Raw genomic sequence first — 17,818 nt, forward strand, 5'->3', positions numbered from 1 at the left:
CGTCACGGGTCTGCTGTCCCTCGGCGCCGGATCCAACATCGAGCCTGAAGTCGATCTGTCCGGCTGGTGGATCGACGGCGACCGTGTCCACATCGGCGCGATCCGGATCGGCCCCGGCGCAAGCGTCGGCGCCCGCAGCACGCTCATGCCGGGCGCCACCGTGGGTGCCGGCGCGCAGGTGGAGCCGGGCTCCGCGGTGATCGGGAAGGTCAAGGCAGGGCAGCTGGTAGCCGGGTCACCGGCCGAGCGCCGCGGCAAGGCGCGGCACTCGTGGCCGGACTCCGCGCCCGAGCACCGGCTGATGGGCCGGCTGTGGTTTGCCGGCTTCGCCGCGGCATCCGCCATGCTGGCGCTCATCCCCTATGTCTCCGCCGCCGTCGCGGCCTTCGTGATCTTCGCCTTCATCCAGGGCAGCTCCTCCCTGCCCGCAGCCCTCCCCGGCATTGTGCTCTCGATCCCCCTGGCAGCGCTGGCATGGTTCCTGACCAACCTGCTGCTGATCCTGGCCACGACCAGGCTCCTCAGCGTCGGCCTCGCAGAAGGCTACTACCGGGTCAGGAGCCGGATCGGATGGCAGGTCTGGGCGACCGAGAGGGTTCTGGACCTGGCCCGGGATCTGCTGTTCCCGGTCTACGCCAGCCTCTTTACGCCGGTCTGGCTGCGGCTCCTCGGCGCGAAGGTCGGCCGCAACGTGGAAGCCTCGACAGTGCTGCTGATCCCGAGCATGACCACCGTGGGCGAAGGCGCGTTCCTGGCCGACGACACCATGGTGGCGTCCTACGAACTCGACGGCGGATGGATGCGGATTGCCCCGGCCAAGATCGGCAAACGGTCCTTCCTGGGCAACTCGGGCATGACGGCGGCCGGGCGCAACGTGCCCAAGAACTCGCTCGTGGCGGTCCTCTCCGCGACGCCGGCCAAGGCGAAGGCCGGCACATCGTGGCTCGGCAGCCCGCCCGTGCGGTTGCGGCGCACCGCCATCGCCTCCGACGACACCCGGACCTACCAGCCGCCCCGGAGGCTGAAGGTCGCGCGCGCCCTGTGGGAGCTGTGCCGGTTCGTCCCGGTCATGCTGACAGTCGCGATCGCCGTCGGCGTGATGCTCGCGTTCGACGCGATGGCGACAGTCTTCAATTATGGAATCGCCGCCGTCCTGAGCGGGGTGGTGGTCCTGCTTGCCGGGGCCACAGCCGCGGGCAGTGCCGTAGCGGCCAAGTGGCTGCTGGTGGGCCGCATCCGCCCCGGCGAGCACCCGCTGTGGAGCTCCTTCATTTGGCGGAACGAGGTGGTGGACACCTTCATTGAGATGGTCAGCGCCCCGTGGTTCGCGCGGGCGGCCACCGGGACTCCGGCGCTCGTGTGGTGGCTGCGGGCACTCGGCGCGAAAATCGGTGCGGGGACCTGGTGCGAAAGCTACTGGCTGCCCGAGGCGGACCTGGTCACCCTTGGCAGGAACTCAACCGTCAACCGCGGGTGCGTCGTCCAGACCCATCTGTTCCATGACCGTGTCATGAGCATCGACACTGTTACGCTCGATGACGGAGCCACCATGGGGCCGCACGGCGTCATCCTGCCGCAGGCCAGGATCGGCAGCGGCGGCACGGTGGGTCCCGCGTCCCTCGTCATGCGGGGCGAAACCGTCCCCGCCGGGACGTACTGGATGGGCAATCCGGTCAGCCCGTGGGACGGGCCCGCGCCGCCCGCCGGGCCCCGGTAGGCCCGGCCTGCGCACGTCCACCCGCACCACAACCCGAAGGTCCGTCCATTGAGCACCAGCGCACCAAGCAGCGGCGCCGCCGCCACAGGCGGGGAAATCAGCCGGGAAATCAGCCGCGAGATCAGCCGGGCAACCGGCCCGGCAGCCGGCGCACCGGACCCCTATATGCCGGGCCACGGGACCAACGCCTACCGCGTCACCCGTTATGAACTCGATCTGGACTACCGGGTCAGCAGCAACCGTCTTGCCGGGCGCGCCGTCCTGCACGCCGTCACCCAGCTCCCGACGTCGGCGATCGTCCTGGACTTGGCCGGACTGCGGGCCACGAAGATCCAGCTCGACGGACGCAGGGTGCGCAGGTTCACCCAGCGGGCCGAGCAGCTCGTCATCTACCCCGACGGTCCGCTGCTCGCCAACGAGGCCTTCACCCTGGACATCCGCTACGAGGGCTACCCTGCGCCGCGCCGCGGCCTGTGGGGCGAAGTCGGCTGGGAAGAGCTCTCCGATGGTGTGCTGGTCGCCGGCCAGCCCAACGGCGCCGCCTCCTGGTTCCCCTGCAATGACCACCCGCGGGACAAGGCGAGCTACCTCATCACGGTGACCACCGACGCGAACTACCGGGCCGTGTGCAACGGCGTGCTGCTCTCCCGCACCAGCCGGGCCAGCCGCGAGAGCTGGGTGTACGAGCAGGCCGAACCCATGGCCACGTACCTCGCAACGGTGCAGATCGGTCGCTACGAACTCCTGACGCTCAACGCCGAGCGGCCGTCGGGGCATGTGCCGCAGTACGTGGCCGTTCCGGCGGCGCTGGCGGCGGGCGCCCGGGCCGCCTTGGCCCGCCAGCCTGACATGATGCGGACCTTCACCAACTGCTTTGGCCCGTATCCGTTCCCGGAGTACACCGTGGTGGTCACTTCAGACGTGCTGGAGATCCCGCTGGAAGCGCAGACACTGTCCATCCTGGGCCCAAATCATTTGCGGCAGGACTGGGATTCGCAGCGGATGGTCGCCCACGAACTTGCCCACCAGTGGTTCGGGAATTCGCTCACCACTGCGACGTGGAAAGACATCTGGCTGCACGAGGGCTTTGCCTGCTACGCGGAATGGCTCTGGTCTGAAGAGGCCGGCATCATGTCGGTGGCGGCCCGCGCCCGCGCCGCCTGGCGCAAGCTCGCCGCTGCCCCGCAGGACCTGATGGTGGGCGATCCCGGCCCGGAGCTGATGTTTGACGACCGGGTCTACAAACGCGGAGCCCTGGCCCTGCACGCACTGCGGGTTCGCTGCGGCGACCTCGCATTCTTCGCCCTGCTGCACGACTGGACGGACCGCTTCCGCCACGGCACCGTGACCACTGCCGACTTCATCGTCGCGGCCGCCCACACGACAGGCCTCGACGCAGAGGCCCTGCTGCACCCGTGGCTGTTTGACCACACCCTCCCGCCGCTCCCGCAGGCAGCACCGCCCAGGCTCTGAGGGAAGGACTAGGGAAGGACCGCGGCGGCGACGGCGGCCACGAGGTCCGCGGGCAGTCCTGTCTCGGCCGGCGGCAGGTCCCGGAGCCCGGCACGGCCGTCCACGGTCGGGGCGAGCACGTCGAGGGTGTCCGGCGCCGTCTGCAGCCCCGTGCCCAGCATCTTGAGCCACGCCTCCTTGCGCGCCCAGAGCCGTGCCCGGCCGCGCAGCAGAGCGATGCCGTCCAGGCCGGCGAGGTGCAGTTGTTCGGCCGGGGTCAACACGACATCGTCGAACCCATCGAAGTCCGCCCGGGCCGGATCCTCGACGTCGATGCCCAGGCGCTGGCCCGGATCCGGGTCCACGAGCCCGGCCAGAAGCGTCCAGCCGGCCGCGCGGGACAGGCTCAGCAGCAGCGGCACGGCCTCGCCGCGGAGCTGGTAGCCGGGCTTGCCGTGTGAGATGTTCGAGCCCGTGCCGCAGCGTGGACAGCTGTACCAGGCTGTGAGGTCCGACGCCGGGACGCCGAGCAGGCCGGCGGCGAACCGCCGCTGCGCGAGCCGGCCGGCGAGGAAGTCCTGCCGGGTCCGCGGGGTCATGGCCCGGGCCCGCTCGAGCTCGGCCCCGTCCAGCAGGGAACGCGAGTCGCGTTCCAGCTCCGACGCAGCCGGGGATTCCGCAGGAGGCCGCGGCACACCGCGGTCTCCTGGAACGCCAAAGGGCGGGCAGGCACGCACAACAAGGTGTGGTGCCATGACCCGCCCCTTTCAGAAAGCCAGCGCTGTCACCAGCGCAGTCCTCAGCGCTGCACCGCTCCGAAGCGTTCGTGGGCAGCGGCAACGGCACCTTCACGCGCCGCCGAGGCCTCGTCGGCCGTCAGGGTGCGGTCGTTGGCGCGGAAGCGCAGGCTGAAGGCCAGCGACTTCTTGCCCTCCTCGATGCCCTTGCCCGCGTAGACGTCGAACAGTGCAACGTCTTCGAGCAGCTCGCCGGCGCCTTCACGCAGGGCCGCCAGCACCTCTTCCGCCGGGACGTCCTGCGGCACCACGAGGGCCACGTCCTGGGTGGCCACGGGGTACGTCGAGATGTGCCGGGCCACGATCACGTCGGCAGCCGCCTCGAAGAGGGCGTCGGCGTTCAGTTCCAGCGCCACGGAACGGGCCGGCATGTCATGTGCCGCCAGCAGCTTCGGGTGCAGCTCGCCGGCGTAGCCCACGACTTCGCCGGTGCGCAGTTCAAGCTGCGCTGCCCGGCCCGGGTGGAAGGCCTGGTGCCGGCCCTGCGTGACCAGGAGTTCGACGCCGAGCACGTCCCCGGCGATCCGGGCGATGTCCACCGCGTCCGCCCAGTCCCACGCCCGCGGGCTGTGGGCCGGGGCGGCAGGAGAGTCGTGCCCCGTGAGCACAGCGGCGAGGTGCAGCGGCTGGTCCGGGACGCCGTCGTACAGGCCGTCCAGTACCTCGTCGCTGGGCTTGACGCCGAGCGGCGGAATCGCGGCGGTGCCAAGCTGGTCCCCGGGCAGGAACACGAGACCGGCCTCGAAGAGGGCGAGATCGCGGAAACCGCGGGAGTGGTTGCGCTTGGCAACCTCGATCAGGCCCGGCAGGACGGAGGTCCGCAGGAAGCCGTGCTCCTCGCTGATCGGGTTGGCCAGCTTGAGAGCCTTGCGCTCCGCGCCCTCGACGGGGACGCCAAAGGTGTCATTGGCGGCCTTGGAGACGAACGGGTAGGCCAGCACCTCGGTGAGTCCGGCGTCGGCGAGGGCCTGGATCAGGCGGCGGCGCTGCTGCTGGACGCGGGTCAGGCCACGGCCCGGGGGCGCCACCGGCAGGGTGGCCGGGATCTTGTCGTAGCCGACCAGCCGGGCGATTTCCTCGGTGAGGTCGTCCTTCGTCTCGAGGTCGTGGCGCCAGCTCGGGGCCGTCACCGTGTAGCCGTTGCCGGTCTTGGCAACCACGGCGCCGAGGTCTTCGAGCGAGGTCAGGATCTGTTCCTCGGTGAAGTCGATCCCGATCCGGGCTGCCGCGTACTCTGCCGACAGTTCGATGGTGACGGCGTCCGGCGCGGTCCCGACGTCGGTCCCGGCCTCGTCGGCCGTTCCGCCGGCGAGGTCGACCAGCAGGTCCACCACACGCTGGGCGGCGACATCGGCCACCTGCCAGTCCACGCCGCGTTCGAAGCGCTTTGACGCCTCGGATGGCAGCTTGTGGCGGCGGCGGGCGCGGGCGATCGAGACTTCGTCGAAGTGCGCGGCCTCAACCAGGACGTTCGTGGTGGCATCGGACACCTCGGTGTGGGCACCGCCCATGACGCCGGCGATTCCGATCGGCCCGGATTCGTCCGTGATCAGCAGATCCTCGACGTCGAGCGTGCGCTCCTTCTCGTCCAGGGTGGTGATCTTCTCCCCTGCCGTGGCGCGCCGGACGACGATGTCGCCGGCCAGCTTGTCCAGGTCATAGCAGTGGTTCGGCTGCCCGAGCTCGAGCATGACGTAGTTGGAGATATCCACCGGCAAGGAGATGGACCGGATGCCGGCGAGCCGGAGACGGGAGGTCATCCACGGCGGGGTGGGCCGGGTGGCATCGACACCGCGCACGGTGCGGGCCACAAAACGGTCGCAGCCGGGCTTGCCGTAGATGGGGGCGTCGTCGTTGAGCTTGACGCCGTAGCCGCCGGACAGCGCCTCCGGGACCCGGACCTTGGAGACCGGGTCCGTGAATGCGGTGCCGGTGGCGTGCGCGTATTCACGGGCCGCACCGCGGATGGAGAAGCAGTAGCTGCGGTCCGGGGTGACGTTGATTTCCGCGGCCTGGTCGTAAAGGCCCAGCAGTTCCATGGCGTCGGTGCCGATTTCGGGATCCAGCCCGATCCTCGACAGCACCAGGATGCCGTCGTGGTCCTCGCCGATGCCGAGCTCACGCACGGAGGCGATCATGCCGGCGGAGAGGTGTCCGTAGGTCTTGCGCGCGGAAATGTGGAAGTCGCCCGGCAGCACCGCGCCCGGGAGGGTGACCACCACCTTGTCGCCTTCGACGAAGTTGTGGGCGCCGCAGATGATGCCCTGCACGCCGGAGGGGTCGATGCCGTCGCCGGTCAGGGTCTGCTGCTGGCCCTCGGGGACAACCCGGACCTGGCACCAGTTGATGGTCTTGCCGTTGGTCTGGGGTTCCTTGACGATGCTCAGCACCTGGCCCACCACGATCGGACCCTGGAGGGTGTCCGTGGGGCGGTGGACTGCTTCTTCTTCGAGTCCGACCTTGACGAGCTCGGCCATGACGTCTTCGGCCGTTGCTTCGGCCGGTACCTGCGCGAATTCGCGCAGCCAGGAAAGTGGGATACGCACTGTTTAGATCTCCATCCCGAAGTGCTCGCTGAAACGTACGTCGCCTTCAATCATGTCGCGCATGTCGCCAACCTCGTTGCGGAACATGAGGGTGCGTTCGATGCCCATGCCGAAGGCAAAACCGGAATAGACGTCCGGATCGATGCCCGCGGCGCGCAAGACGTTGGCGTTGACCATGCCGCAGCCGCCCCACTCGATCCAGCTGGGGCCGCCTTTGGCGCCCGGGTGCCAGATATCGAGCTCTGCGGACGGCTCGGTGAACGGGAAATAGTTGGGGCGCAGCCGGATCTGGGCTTCCGCACCGAACATCTGGCGTGCGAAGTGCTCCAGGGTGCCGCGGAGGTCCGCCATGCTCAGCTTCTTGTCGATGGCCAGGCCCTCGAACTGGTGGAACACGGGAGTGTGCGTCGCGTCGAGCTCGTCCGTGCGGAACACCTTGCCCGGGCACAGCACGTAGATGGGCAGCTCCCGTTCCAGCATGGAGCGGACCTGCACCGGGGAGGTGTGCGTGCGCATGAGCAGGTGGGCTTCGGGCGGCTCGACGAAGAACGTGTCCTGCATGTCGCGGGCGGGGTGGTCCGGCTTGAAGTTCAGAGCATCGAAGTTGAACCACTCGGACTCGACCTCGGGCCCTTCGGCGATTTCCCAGCCCATGCCGACAAAGATGTCCGCCACCCGGTCCTGCAGCGTGGACAGCGGGTGGCGTRCACCGGCACGGCGCCGGCGCGGTGCCGCCGTGACATCCACAGTCTCTTCGACGAGGATCCGCGCGTCGTTCTCGGCCTCGAGCTCTACCGTCCGGTCCGCGAGGGCCTTGTTGACGCGTCCCCTGGAGGCGCCCATGAGCTTGCCGGCGGCGGCCTTCTGGTCCTTGGGAAGCGCCCCGATCTCACGGTTGGCGAGGCTCAGCGCGGACTTTTCGCCCGTGTGCGCGAGGCGCACGGCCTTGAGTTCATCGAGGGTCGCGGCAGCGGCGATGGCGGCAACGGCCTGGTCTACGGCAGCGGTAATGGCGGCTTCATCCAAAGGATTCGGGACGGCGGCGCCCGGCAAAGTTTCAGTCATCTACTGTTCTTAGCTACGAGTCGGATCATGCCACAGCACACGGCACGGGCACAGGGCACGGCGCGGGTTCTCGGCAAGGCTTAGGGTCACTGTCCCCAGTCTAGTAGACGGGCGTCGGCCCCAAGGCAATGTCGCTTCAGGAGCCCGCGCCACCCTCGTCCGCGCCTTGGCCGTCCCCAGCCGTCAGCGGAGCCGGTAGATGGTCCGGTGCCAGTCCTTGTGGGCGATTCCGGTGATGTCGAACATGACGTGTTTGATCTGGGTGTATTCGTCGAACGAGTAGGCGGACATGTCTTTCCCGAAGCCTGACTCCTTCACGCCGCCGTGGGGCATTTCACTGATGATCGGGATGTGGTCGTTGATCCATACGCAGCCGGCCTTGATCTCGCGGCTGGCCCGCAGGGAGCGGTACACGTCGCGGGTCCAGGCCGAAGCCGCGAGCCCGTACGGGGTGTCGTTGGCCAAGGCGATGGCGTCGTCGTCGGTGGCGAAGGGCAGCACCGTCAGTACGGGACCGAAGACCTCATTGCGGACAATTTCGCTGTCCGGCGCGGCGTCGATGATCAGCGTGGGGGTGTAGAAGGCGCCCGCGGCCAGGTCTCCGCCGGGGATTACGCCGCCGGTGACCACTGTGGCGTAACCCCGGGCGCGGTCCACGATCGAGGCCACCCGGTCCCGGTGGGCGTAGGAGACCATGGGCCCGATGTCGGTCTCCTCGTCCGCCGGCGCTCCCACCCGGATTCCCCGGTAGAGCTCAGCGACCTTGGTAACAAACTCCTCGTAGACACTGTGGTGCACGATGGCCCGCGTCGCGGCCGTGCAGTCCTGTCCGGTGTTGATCAGGCTTCCGGCGACGGCACCGTGGGCGGCTGCCTCGAGGTCGGCGTCCTCGAAAACGACGAACGGCGCCTTCCCGCCGAGCTCCAGATGGACCCGTTTGGAGTTGGTGGAGGCGGCTTCCAGGACGGTCCGGCCTACGCTGGTGGAACCGGTAAAGGAGACCATGTCGACCTCCGGGTGGCGCATGAGTGCTGCGCCGGCTTCGGGCCCGTCACCGACGATGATGTTCACCACACCGTCCGGCAGGCCCGCCTGCTGCAGGGTCCGGGCGAACATCAGGGTAGTCAGTGGAGTGATTTCGGCCGGTTTAAGGACGATGGTGTTTCCGGCGGCGATGGCAGGAAGGATCTTCCACGCCGCCATCTGCAGCGGATAGTTCCACGGCGAGATCGATCCGATCACGCCGATGGGTTCGCGGCGGATGCTGGACGTGTGGTCCGGGGAGTACTCCGCGGTGGCTTTGCCTTCAAGGCTCCTGGCGGCCCCGGCGAAAAAGTCCGCGTTGTCGATGGTCCCCGGGATATCGAACTCGCGGGCAAGACGAAGCGGCTTGCCGGTCTGACGGCTTTCCGCCAGGGCGTAGTCCTCCGCCTGGTCCTCCAGCAGCCGGGCGAAACGGGAAAGCACCGCTGAGCGCTCACCCGGGGTGGTGGTGGACCATGCCGGGAATGCGGCCCGCGCGGCAGCCACGGCGAGGTCGACGTCGGCGGCACTCGCGAGGGTGACCGTTTCCACCACTGCACCGGTGGACGGATCGACAATATCCAGTTTGCGGCCGGAGGTGCCGGTCTGGGATTGCCCGGAGATGAACTGGTGCATGTGTGTCTTCCTTTTCTTGTTTGACGTCGGCGAAGCGCCTGCGCGGCGGAGGCGCTCTTGGCCGACAAGAGGTCGTTCAGAGCGGGGCGGTGGGAACCGTCCCCGTTGCCGGGCTAGAGCAGGGCTTCGGCGGCCGTCAACGTGTGCCGCAGGATCTGCTCCATTTCGTCGAACTCGGACTGCCCGACGATCAACGGCGGGGAGAGCTGGATGACGGGGTCCCCCCTGTCGTCGGCCCTGCAGTACAGGCCGTTTTCGAAGAGCTCTTTGGAGAGGAAGGTCTTGAGGATCCGGTGGCTTTCCTCCGGGGTGAACGTTTCCTTGGTCGCCTTGTCCTTGACCAGTTCGATGCCATAGAAGTAGCCGCTGCCGCGCACGTCCCCCACGACCGGCAGGTCAAGGAGCTTTTCGAGGGTGTTGCGGAAGGCATCCTCGTTCCCCAGGACGTGCTGGTTGAGGCCCTCGCGCTCGAAGATGTCCAGATTGGCCAGCGCCACGGCGGCGGCAACGGGATGGCCGCCGAACGTGTAGCCGTGTTTGAAGAAGGCATCGCCCTTTGCGAAGGGCTCGAAGAGGCGGTCCGAGGAGATCATGGCACCCATGGGCACGTAGCCGCTGGTAAGGCCCTTGGCGCAGGTGATGATGTCCGGAACGTAGTTGAATTTCTCGGCACCGAAGTAGGTGCCGAGCCGCCCGAACGCACAAATGACCTCATCGCTGACCAGCAGGACGTCGTACTGGTCGCAGATTTCGCGCACCCGCTGGAAGTAGCCCGGCGGGGGCGGAAAGCAGCCGCCGGCGTTCTGCACCGGCTCCAGGAAGACGGCGGCAATGGTTTCCGGGCCTTCGGCCAGGATGGCGGCCTCGATTTCGTTGGCAGCCCACAGCCCATAGGCAGCAGGGTCGTTTGGGTGCTGCGCGGCCCGGTAGAAGTTGGTGTTGGGGACACGGTGCGTGGAGGGCACCAGCGGCTCGAAATCAACCTTCAGATCCGTGATCCCGGTGATGGACAGGGCGCCGTGCGTGGTGCCGTGGTACGCCGTGGACCTCGAGATGACCTTGTGCTTCTGCGGCCGTCCGGTCAGCCGGAAGTACTGCTTCGCCAGCTTCCATGCCGACTCCACCGACTCGGAGCCGCTGTTCGTGAAGAACACCTTGTTCAGGCCCTGAGGGGCGAGCTGCGCCAGGCGTTCGGCCAGTTCCGTGGCGGGCTTGTTGGCGAACGACCACAGGGGGAAGAACGCGAGTTCGGAGCCCTGGCGGGCCATGACGTCGGCCAGTTCCGTGCGGCCGTGGCCCACCTGTACTGTGAACAGGCCCGCGAGTCCGTCGAGGTACTTGCGCCCTTTGTCGTCGTAAATGTAGGCGCCCTCGCCGCGCACGATCATCGGCAGCTCGTCGTTCGTCTGGGGGTGGGCGGAAAAGTGCAGCCAGAGATTGTCCCGCGCTGCGGCCTTCAAATCGGTCCGGTTCCGCTGCTCAGCTAGCTTGGTCACGGATATCACCTTTTCTTCAATCAGTGGTTGAGCTGGATTACAAGAGTGTGTGGGTCGCTAGGGGCTGAGGTAGACCTTGCGCAGGCGTTCGTGGACGGTCCAGGTGGTGCGCATGCCCGCGCCCAGGCGCATCAGTGTTCCTGGCGAGAGGGCCGCGCTGCCCGCCCCGCGGTCGTCCCCGTGGATTTCCACGGTGGCCCTCCCTGCGATGACGATGAAGAGTTCCTCCGCCTCGACGTCGTACATGCCGCCGGCAGACATTTCCCAGACACCGAGTGCCAGGTCTGCAAAGCTGCCCAGTGCATGGGTGGCCGTGGTCGGTGCGCCGGAGGCTACCTTCCCGGGTTGCACTTCTTCGTGCAGCAAGGAAAGCGCTGTCGTGTCCACCGGAGCGCCGGGAATCAGTTCGAGTCTCATCAGGAGTCAAACCCCATTCCAACCGCGTCCATGAGTTTCAGCCACGGCCCGCGCCGGCCCTGGTTCCGGTCTGCGCGGACCATCGCCGCGGTGGTGATCTTGACGCCGAGCCAGGCCAGCGGCTCGGGCGGGAAGGGCAGCGGGCGCTTCCGGACCATGCGGAGCCGGGTGCGTTCGGTGGTGGATCCGGAGAGCAGGTCCAGCATGACGCTGGCCCCGAAGCGAGTGGCCCCGACGCCCAGTCCGGTGTAACCCGCGGAGTAAGCGACACGTCCGCCGTGCGCGGTGGTGAAGAAGGAGAAGAAGCGGCTGCAAGTATCGATGGCTCCGCCCCACTTGTGGGTGAAGCTGACGCCGTCGAGCTGCGGGAACGTCGCGAAAAAATGTGCCGCAAGCCGTTCGAAGGTCTGCTCGCGCTGGTCATATTCCGGTTTGACGGTGCGGCCGAAGTAGTAGACCGCGTCGTAACCGCCAAAGAGGATGCGGTTGTCCTCGGTGAGCCGGTAGTAGTGGAAGCGGTTGTTCAGGTCGGACAGTCCCTGCCGGTTGGACCAGCCGATGGCGGCCAGCTGTTCGGCGCTGAGCGGCTCGGTCATCAGCACGTAGTCGTAGACCGGGACGGTGTGCAGGCGGGTCCGTTTGAGCAGGGAGGGGAAGACGTTGGTGGCCAGCGCCACGTCGGCGGCCGTGACCGTTCCGGCGTCCGTTGCAAGCCGGACGCCGTGGGGGGTGCGGGTGAGGCCGCGGACGGGCGTGTGTTCGTAGATTTCGACGCCGAGTTCCAGGCAGGCGCGTTGCAGGCCCCAGGCAAGCCGGGCGGGGTTGAGCATGGCGCTGCCCTTTTTGTCCCAGAGCCCGGCCCTGTAGACGGGAGAGTCCACTTCGGCGCGGATGGCCGTTTCATCCAGGAATAGGACGTCCGGGTTCTTGCCTTTCTCGGCCCGCAGCCACGCGACCTGGTGGTCTTCTGTGGCGACGTTGAGAGTCCCCGTCCATTCGAAGCCGCAGTCGATGCCGTACTTCTTGATCGCGTCTGAGATTTCCTGCAGGTTCTCCATCCCCAGTTCATGGAGGCGTGCTGATTCGTCGGGGAGGTGCTTTTCCCCGTTGGCCTCGCCGTGGGTCAGGCTGGCGTCGCAGAAGCCGCCGTTCCGGCCGGACGCGGCCCAACCGATACGGTTTCCTTCCAGCAGCACCACCCGGCGGCCGGGGTCACGTTCTTTGGCCATGAGTGCCGTCCAGAGCCCGGTGTAGCCGCCTCCGACGACGGCCAGATCCGTGGTGGTGTCCGAAGCCAGTGCGGCCAGGGGCTGGGGACGGGCCGGGTCATCAAGCCAGTAGGGCGCCCGGGAGGCGCCGTCGAGCGCCGTTGTGATTTGTTGCCGGCTGGTCGATGATTCGGCGGTGTCGTAAGTGGTCATGGCGTCGCTCCGATGGTGTGTGGTGGGGGTGGACCGTCCGGCAGCAGAGGGGCGGGCCTACGGACATGGCTTTGGGGATCCGGGCTGGAGCCTCACCGTGCAATGGCATCGAGGCTCCAGCCGGGTTTCGGGATGGAGTCGATCAGGAGCCGCGTGTAAGGGTGCCGGGGGTGTTCGAGCAACTCAGCCGTTGCGCCGGATTCGACCACGGCGCCTTGACGCATCACGGCAGTTGTTTCGCACACGCGCCGGACGACGGCGAGGTCATGGCTGACGAACACAAGGGTCAGCCCCCGTTCGCGCCTGATTTCGTCGATGAGGTCGAGAACCTGGGCCTGGACCGAGACGTCGAGGGCGCTGGTGGCCTCGTCCAGCACGAGGACCTCCGGTGAGGCTGCCAGGGCCCGGGCGATAGCGACCCGCTGGCGCTGCCCGCCGGAGAGCGTGCGCGGCCGGGCCTGGGCGTGCTTTGCGGCGAGCCCGACCTGATCGAGCAGCGTCAGCACACGCGCCCGGGCGTCGGCGTGGCGCGAGGGCGAGTGCAGGCGGACGGCATCCTCGATCGCGGACCCGGCCGAAATACGGGGGTCGAGGGACAGATACGGGTCCTGGAAGACGATCTGCACGGCCCGGGCGCGTCCCAGCCTTTCCTCGCGGCCGCCGGGGCGCTGGGACCGCGAGACCCCGTCGACAAGGATGTCACCCGCATCGGGACGCTCCAGCCCCACGAGCATTCTCGCCAGTGTGGACTTGCCCGAGCCTGATTCGCCGACGAGCGCCAGGGCTGCGCCCCGGTCCACCGAGAAGGACACGTCGTCGACGGCGCGGAGGTCCTCCGCGCCGCGAATCGAGTATGTCTTGGTCAGCCCGCGGGCCTCGAGCGCCGGAGTGCGCGGGTCGGGGGCGTCAACGCGTGCGTCCAAGGGGTTCGGGCCGTTCGCATCGGCCAACACCGGCCGGGCAACGGCGGAGGTGATGCTCGGCGTCGCCGCAATCAGCCGCTTCGTGTACTCGGCCTGAGGGTTCGCGAAGACGGCCCGCGCGTTGCCGTGCTCGACGATCAGCCCCGCGTGGATCACGTAGACCCGATCGCACAGCGCCGAGGCGAGGTTCAGGTCATGCGTAATGAACAGCATTCCCATGCCGCGCGTTTCCTGTTGCTGCCTGAGTACGGCGATGATTTCCGCTTGGGTCGTTACATCGAGCGCCGACGTCGGCTCATCGCAGACGAGCAGGCGGGGCGAAGTAGTGAGAGCGCCGGCGATCATGACCCGCTGCAGCATCCCGCCGGAGAGCTCGTGCGGGAACTGCGAAAGGTGCGACTCCGGCCGCGGCAAACCGACCGAACGGAGCAGATCGAGCGCCCTCTTGTCCGCATCGGGCCTCGACCAGCCGTGACACAGCCGGAGCGATTCGGTGAGGAAGTCACCGATGCGCCGGACCGGGTTCACCCCCGAACGCGGATCCTGGAACACCATCGAGACGGTGCCGCGTCGCCGCGCGAGGGCCTCCCCCGGGGAACAGCGGAGCATGTCCGTTCCGTCGAGAAGCACGGATCCACCGGTGCGGGCGCCCGCCGGCAGGAGACCGAGCACGGTCCGGGCGGTCAGCGACTTGCCTGACCCGGACTCCCCGACGAGCCCCACAGTCTCTCCCGCTTCAACGCGCAGGGACATGCCGTCCAGCAGGCGGGAAGCCGATCCGCCCGCCAAATCGATGGTCAGCTCGGAAATCTCCAGCAAAGTCATGAGGGCAGCCTTCCGCCGATTCGATCGGAGAGCTCTTCCCCGATGACGTTCACAGCAATCACGACCAGCACGACGGCGATCGCCGGCACCAAGGCGGGCAGCGCCTGGCCGCTCAGCAACGCACCCCGGCTGTCGTTGATCATTGAGCCCCAGTCGGCCGTCGGTGGCTGCACACCGAGGCCAAGGAATGACAGGGCCGCGAGGTCAGCGAGCACATACCCGAAGTTCAGGGTGGACTGTGCCCCGACGGTCGGCATGACATTGGGAAGTACCCGCCGGACGGCGATCCACCCACCGGAGGATCCCTGCACCCGGTAGGCCGCAACATAGGGCCGGGCGCGTTCGGAGATGACGAGCGATCGGACGAATCTCGCTACATACGGGGTGTAGGCGATGATCATCGCGATCACCGGCGCCGTGAGCCCCTTGCCGAAGAGCGCGACCGCAAGGATGGCGAGCAGCAGGGCGGGGAACGCGAAAAGCAGGTCGAAGACCCGGCCCAGGACCGAATCGATCCAGCCGCCGAACCAACCGGCCAGGAGCCCAAGCGCGATGCCGAGGAGCGTCGAGAGCCCCACGACCAGAAGCGGGCCCAGCAGCGAGGTCCGCGCGCCGAACATCATCCGGCTCAGGGTGTCACGGCCGGCGGCGTCGGTGCCGAGCCAGTGCGCGGCCGTGGGGTCGGACAGGACGTTTCCGAGGTCGACGAAGTCGGGGTCGTAGGGAGCGATGATCGACGCGGCTGCCGCGGCGGCGACCATGATGCCCACCATGACGATGCTGGTTAGGAAAAGGGCGTTGCCTGCCGGGAGGCGGAACGGGCGGAGCCCGGTACGGGTGAACGTTGACGTGGTCATCGTGCTGCTGCACCTGCCTTGCTGCGGGGGTCGATGGCGGAAGCGAGCAGGTCGACGGCCGTATTCACGGTCACGAAGATCAGCACAATGAGCAGCACGATGACCTGGACGACGGGGAAGTCGAGCCGGTCAACGGACTGGACCAGCAGGGAGCCGATGCCGGAGAGCCCGAAGGCCTGTTCCACCACGGCACTGGCGACGAGCAGGCCGGCGACGAGGACGCCGCTCACCGTGAGGATGGGCCCGAGCGCATTGCGCAGCACGTGCCGGCGCACGACGGCGCCGCGGGCGACGCCGCGGCTCACCGCGACCTCCACGTGCTCCCGGCCGAGCTGATCCAGCATCGAGGATCTGGTGACCCGTGCCACGAGCGCCACAAAGGCGAGAGCGAGGGCGAGGGCCGGGAGCACGAGGTGATAAAGCGTGTCCAGAAACCCTGTTCCGCTGCCGAATGAGGGGAACCAGCCGAGCTGCACGGCGAAGAGCGCGATGAGCACGATGGCGCCGACGAAGGAAGGGATCGCCGCGAGCCCCGTCAACGCGGTGAGGATGATCCGGTCCGCGGCCTTCCCGCGAGCGAGGGCCGAGACGATACCGGCCGCGAGACCGAGCACTGCGATCATGAGCCCGGCCAGGACGATCAGCCCAAGTGTCGTCGGTGCGCGGGAGGCGAGCAGGGTGCTGACGTCCTCGCGGTACTGGAAGGACCGGCCGAAGTTCCCGTGCAGGACATTGACCAGCCAGTCGACGTACTGCGCCAGGACCGGCTTGTCGAGCCCGTACTGTGCGGTCACCGCGGCGATGGCCTCCGGGCTAGGGCTGCGCCCGCGCAGGAGGAAACCGAGGGGGTCACCGGGCACGAGGTACATGGAGAAGAAGACCAGGACCGAGGCCACGAAGACGGTCAGGACAAGCGCGCCGAGCTTTTTCAGGATGAGGGCGATGGTCATGTCTGCGCACCGATGGTGGCCGCCCACGGGAAGTACATGTAATTGATCGACGGCGACACCCCGGTGATCCGGGAGCCCAGCCACACGGTCGTCGGCACCTCATAGAGCGGCAGCCACGGCAGCTCGTCGTTGACGATGTGCTGGGCCTTGTCGGCTTCCCGGGCGCGGTCGCTGGGATCGGCGATGCCAACCGCCTTGTTGACGACGGCGTCGTATTCCGGGTTCGACCATCCACCGTAGTTGCTGAACTGGCCGGTGCGCAGGACACCGAACATGTCGAGCGGGTCCGCGGTCGAGAGATACCACTGGGTGTACAGCAGGTCGATGCCCTTCCGGGCGGCCGCGTCGGAGAACAGTGTCGTGTACTTGGYGGGCGAAATCGAGTCGATGCGCGGTTTGAGGCCGATCGAGGTCGCGGCGGACGAGACGGCCTGGGCGATGACGTCAGCTCCGGCGGAGAGCGGGGAGGTGGCGATGACGATTTCCTTGCCGGTCGCCCCGGCGTCGCTGACAAGCTTTGTGGCGGCGGCGACATCCAGCGGGTAGCTCTCCAGGCCGGCGTATGCCCCGTCAGAGACCTCCTTCCGGGCCCCGTTCCAGACCGAGCGGGAGGTCAGGGCGTCCGTCACCTTGGCATGGCCCTGTTCCGCCGCGGCAACCAGTCCTGGGCGGTCGATCGCCATCATGAGTGCCTTCCGGACGCGCACATCGCCGAGCGGGCCGGACATGTCCGTGACGATCTCGCTCGCGATCGCGGTGCTGGTGCCGAAGTAGATCTTGCCGTTCGGCGAGGACTTAAGGCCTCCGATGGCGTTCGACGGGATCATCCAGCCGCCGTCGACCTCACCGGATTTGAAGGCGTTGACGCGTGTGTTCGGGTCGGACAGGAACACGAACTTCACCTGCTGGGACTTGGCCACGAGGTTCTTGTCCCAGTAGGCGTCGTAGCGCTCGAGCGTTATGGCCTCGCCCGAGTCCCACTTCCCGAGCGAGAACGGGCCGGTGCAGTTGACGCCGGCGGTGGAGTTGCCGTAGTCGGCGCCGTCCCGGGCGAGTGTGGCGGCGGACTCCACGGTGCCGGGGCTGGCTGCCATGGAGAGATTGAACTGTGAATCGGGAATCGTGGTGGTGACGGTGACCTGCATCTCGCCGGTCTGCTCGATGGAGGACACGTTGGTGTACGAGCTGTTCCAATATGAGCCGACTGCAGGGTCAAGATGGCGCTGGAGGGATGCGACTACGTCCGCCGCCGTGAGGGGCGTGCCGTCGTGGAAGGTGACGCCCGGCCTGATGGAGTACACCCAGGTGGTCGGCGTCGGGTTGTCCCACTTCTCCGCGAGGCCTGGCGAGACACTGAGGTCCGCGTTCCAGCGCAACAGGGACTCGCACACGTTGCTGAGCACCTGATTGTCCGGGTAGTCGAAGGCGTGCGCGTAGTCGAGGGAGGCGGGCTCCGCATAGATCGACCAGGTGAAGGAGCCCAGTTCCCCCGCCGGTGCCGGCGTCGTGGCGGTCAGCTCGTAGTTCGCCGCTCCGCTCACTGGGGTCTTCGCGCCGCCCGTGCAGGCGGCCAACGCCAGCAAACCCGTGAGGAGGACGGCGGTGGCGGCGAGGGAACGCCGGGCCGGAACGCCACGGGGACGGCGCGCGGCGGAGAGGGGTGGTTGAGGTTCTATGGTCATGACGTCCTCCA

Annotated in this window: 13 protein-coding genes; 2 read left to right on the top strand and 11 right to left on the bottom strand. The window is 67.8% G+C overall.

Features of this window, described 5'->3' with window-relative positions:
- Together AC1DR1_RS14110 and AC1DR1_RS14115 are read left to right on the top strand one after the other, a co-directional pair.
- Nucleotides 1-1,717 (top strand): Pls/PosA family non-ribosomal peptide synthetase (locus AC1DR1_RS14110; protein WP_476992768.1); only part of this gene is annotated, 1,717 nt, incomplete at its 5' end.
- A 48-nt stretch (nt 1,718-1,765) separates the two neighbouring features.
- Nucleotides 1,766-3,190, top strand: coding sequence for a M1 family metallopeptidase (locus AC1DR1_RS14115; protein WP_414645533.1), 1,425 nt, complete (start codon nt 1,766-1,768; stop codon nt 3,188-3,190).
- 8 nt (nt 3,191-3,198) lie between these two features.
- Here AC1DR1_RS14115 and AC1DR1_RS14120 read toward each other — a convergent pair whose 3' ends face one another.
- The 11 genes from AC1DR1_RS14120 to AC1DR1_RS14170 all read right to left on the bottom strand — a co-directional run bounded on the left by AC1DR1_RS14120 (nt 3,199) and on the right by AC1DR1_RS14170 (nt 17,807).
- Nucleotides 3,199-3,924, bottom strand: coding sequence for a 4'-phosphopantetheinyl transferase family protein (locus tag AC1DR1_RS14120; protein WP_229993935.1), 726 nt, complete (start codon nt 3,922-3,924; stop codon nt 3,199-3,201).
- Nucleotides 3,925-3,968: 44 nt separating this feature from the next.
- A complete protein-coding gene (gene pheT, locus AC1DR1_RS14125; protein WP_364747486.1) occupies nt 3,969-6,512 on the bottom strand; it encodes a phenylalanine--tRNA ligase subunit beta in 2,544 nt (847 codons plus the stop codon).
- 3 nt (nt 6,513-6,515) lie between these two features.
- Nucleotides 6,516-7,577 carry a phenylalanine--tRNA ligase subunit alpha gene (gene pheS / locus AC1DR1_RS14130; RefSeq protein ID WP_476992769.1) on the bottom strand — a complete coding sequence of 354 codons (1,062 nt, stop codon included), beginning with the start codon at nt 7,575-7,577 and terminating at the stop codon, nt 6,516-6,518.
- A 183-nt stretch (nt 7,578-7,760) separates the two neighbouring features.
- The gene (locus AC1DR1_RS14135) at nt 7,761-9,236 is read right to left on the bottom strand and encodes a gamma-aminobutyraldehyde dehydrogenase (RefSeq protein WP_364747484.1); all 1,476 of its coding nucleotides are present in this window, start codon (nt 9,234-9,236) and stop codon (nt 7,761-7,763) included.
- A gap of 113 nt (nt 9,237-9,349) precedes the next feature.
- Nucleotides 9,350-10,741 (bottom strand): aspartate aminotransferase family protein, encoded by a 1,392-nt coding sequence (locus AC1DR1_RS14140; protein WP_476966446.1) that lies wholly within the window; start codon nt 10,739-10,741, stop codon nt 9,350-9,352.
- Between the two features lie 48 nt (nt 10,742-10,789).
- Nucleotides 10,790-11,149: a cupin domain-containing protein gene (locus AC1DR1_RS14145; protein WP_229993939.1), complete on the bottom strand. Its 360-nt coding sequence runs from the start codon at nt 11,147-11,149 to the stop codon at nt 10,790-10,792.
- Complete coding sequence (locus AC1DR1_RS14150) at nt 11,149-12,570, bottom strand: NAD(P)/FAD-dependent oxidoreductase (protein WP_364747480.1); 1,422 nt, start codon at nt 12,568-12,570, stop codon at nt 11,149-11,151. Before AC1DR1_RS14150 ends, AC1DR1_RS14145 begins: the two co-directional genes overlap by 1 nt.
- Before the next feature lie 92 nt (nt 12,571-12,662).
- Complete coding sequence (locus AC1DR1_RS14155; RefSeq protein ID WP_364747478.1) at nt 12,663-14,318, bottom strand: ABC transporter ATP-binding protein; 1,656 nt, start codon at nt 14,316-14,318, stop codon at nt 12,663-12,665.
- Nucleotides 14,315-15,175: an ABC transporter permease gene (locus AC1DR1_RS14160; RefSeq protein ID WP_476992770.1), complete on the bottom strand. Its 861-nt coding sequence runs from the start codon at nt 15,173-15,175 to the stop codon at nt 14,315-14,317. Before AC1DR1_RS14160 ends, AC1DR1_RS14155 begins: the two co-directional genes overlap by 4 nt.
- On the bottom strand, nt 15,172-16,125 hold the full coding sequence (locus tag AC1DR1_RS14165) for an ABC transporter permease (RefSeq protein ID WP_476966447.1): 954 nt from the start codon (nt 16,123-16,125) through the stop codon (nt 15,172-15,174). The genes AC1DR1_RS14160 and AC1DR1_RS14165 overlap by 4 nt, the downstream gene beginning before the upstream one ends.
- Nucleotides 16,122-17,807 (bottom strand): ABC transporter substrate-binding protein, encoded by a 1,686-nt coding sequence (locus AC1DR1_RS14170; protein ID WP_476992771.1) that lies wholly within the window; start codon nt 17,805-17,807, stop codon nt 16,122-16,124. Before AC1DR1_RS14170 ends, AC1DR1_RS14165 begins: the two co-directional genes overlap by 4 nt.
- Nucleotides 17,808-17,818 lie beyond the last annotated feature (11 nt).

It is taken from the genome of Arthrobacter sp. P4_F10, from assembly GCF_056401435.1.

Coding starts and splice junctions, on each gene's coding strand:
- AC1DR1_RS14120 (WP_229993935.1), bottom strand. CDS start 3,924: ATGGCACCACACCTTGTTGTGCGTGCCTGCCCGCCCTTTGGCGTTCCA.
- AC1DR1_RS14135 (WP_364747484.1), bottom strand. CDS start 9,236: ATGCACCAGTTCATCTCCGGGCAATCCCAGACCGGCACCTCCGGCCGC.
- AC1DR1_RS14145 (WP_229993939.1), bottom strand. CDS start 11,149: ATGAGACTCGAACTGATTCCCGGCGCTCCGGTGGACACGACAGCGCTT.
- AC1DR1_RS14150 (WP_364747480.1), bottom strand. CDS start 12,570: ATGACCACTTACGACACCGCCGAATCATCGACCAGCCGGCAACAAATC.
- AC1DR1_RS14155 (WP_364747478.1), bottom strand. CDS start 14,318: ATGACTTTGCTGGAGATTTCCGAGCTGACCATCGATTTGGCGGGCGGA.
- AC1DR1_RS14160 (WP_476992770.1), bottom strand. CDS start 15,175: ATGACCACGTCAACGTTCACCCGTACCGGGCTCCGCCCGTTCCGCCTC.
- AC1DR1_RS14165 (WP_476966447.1), bottom strand. CDS start 16,125: ATGACCATCGCCCTCATCCTGAAAAAGCTCGGCGCGCTTGTCCTGACC.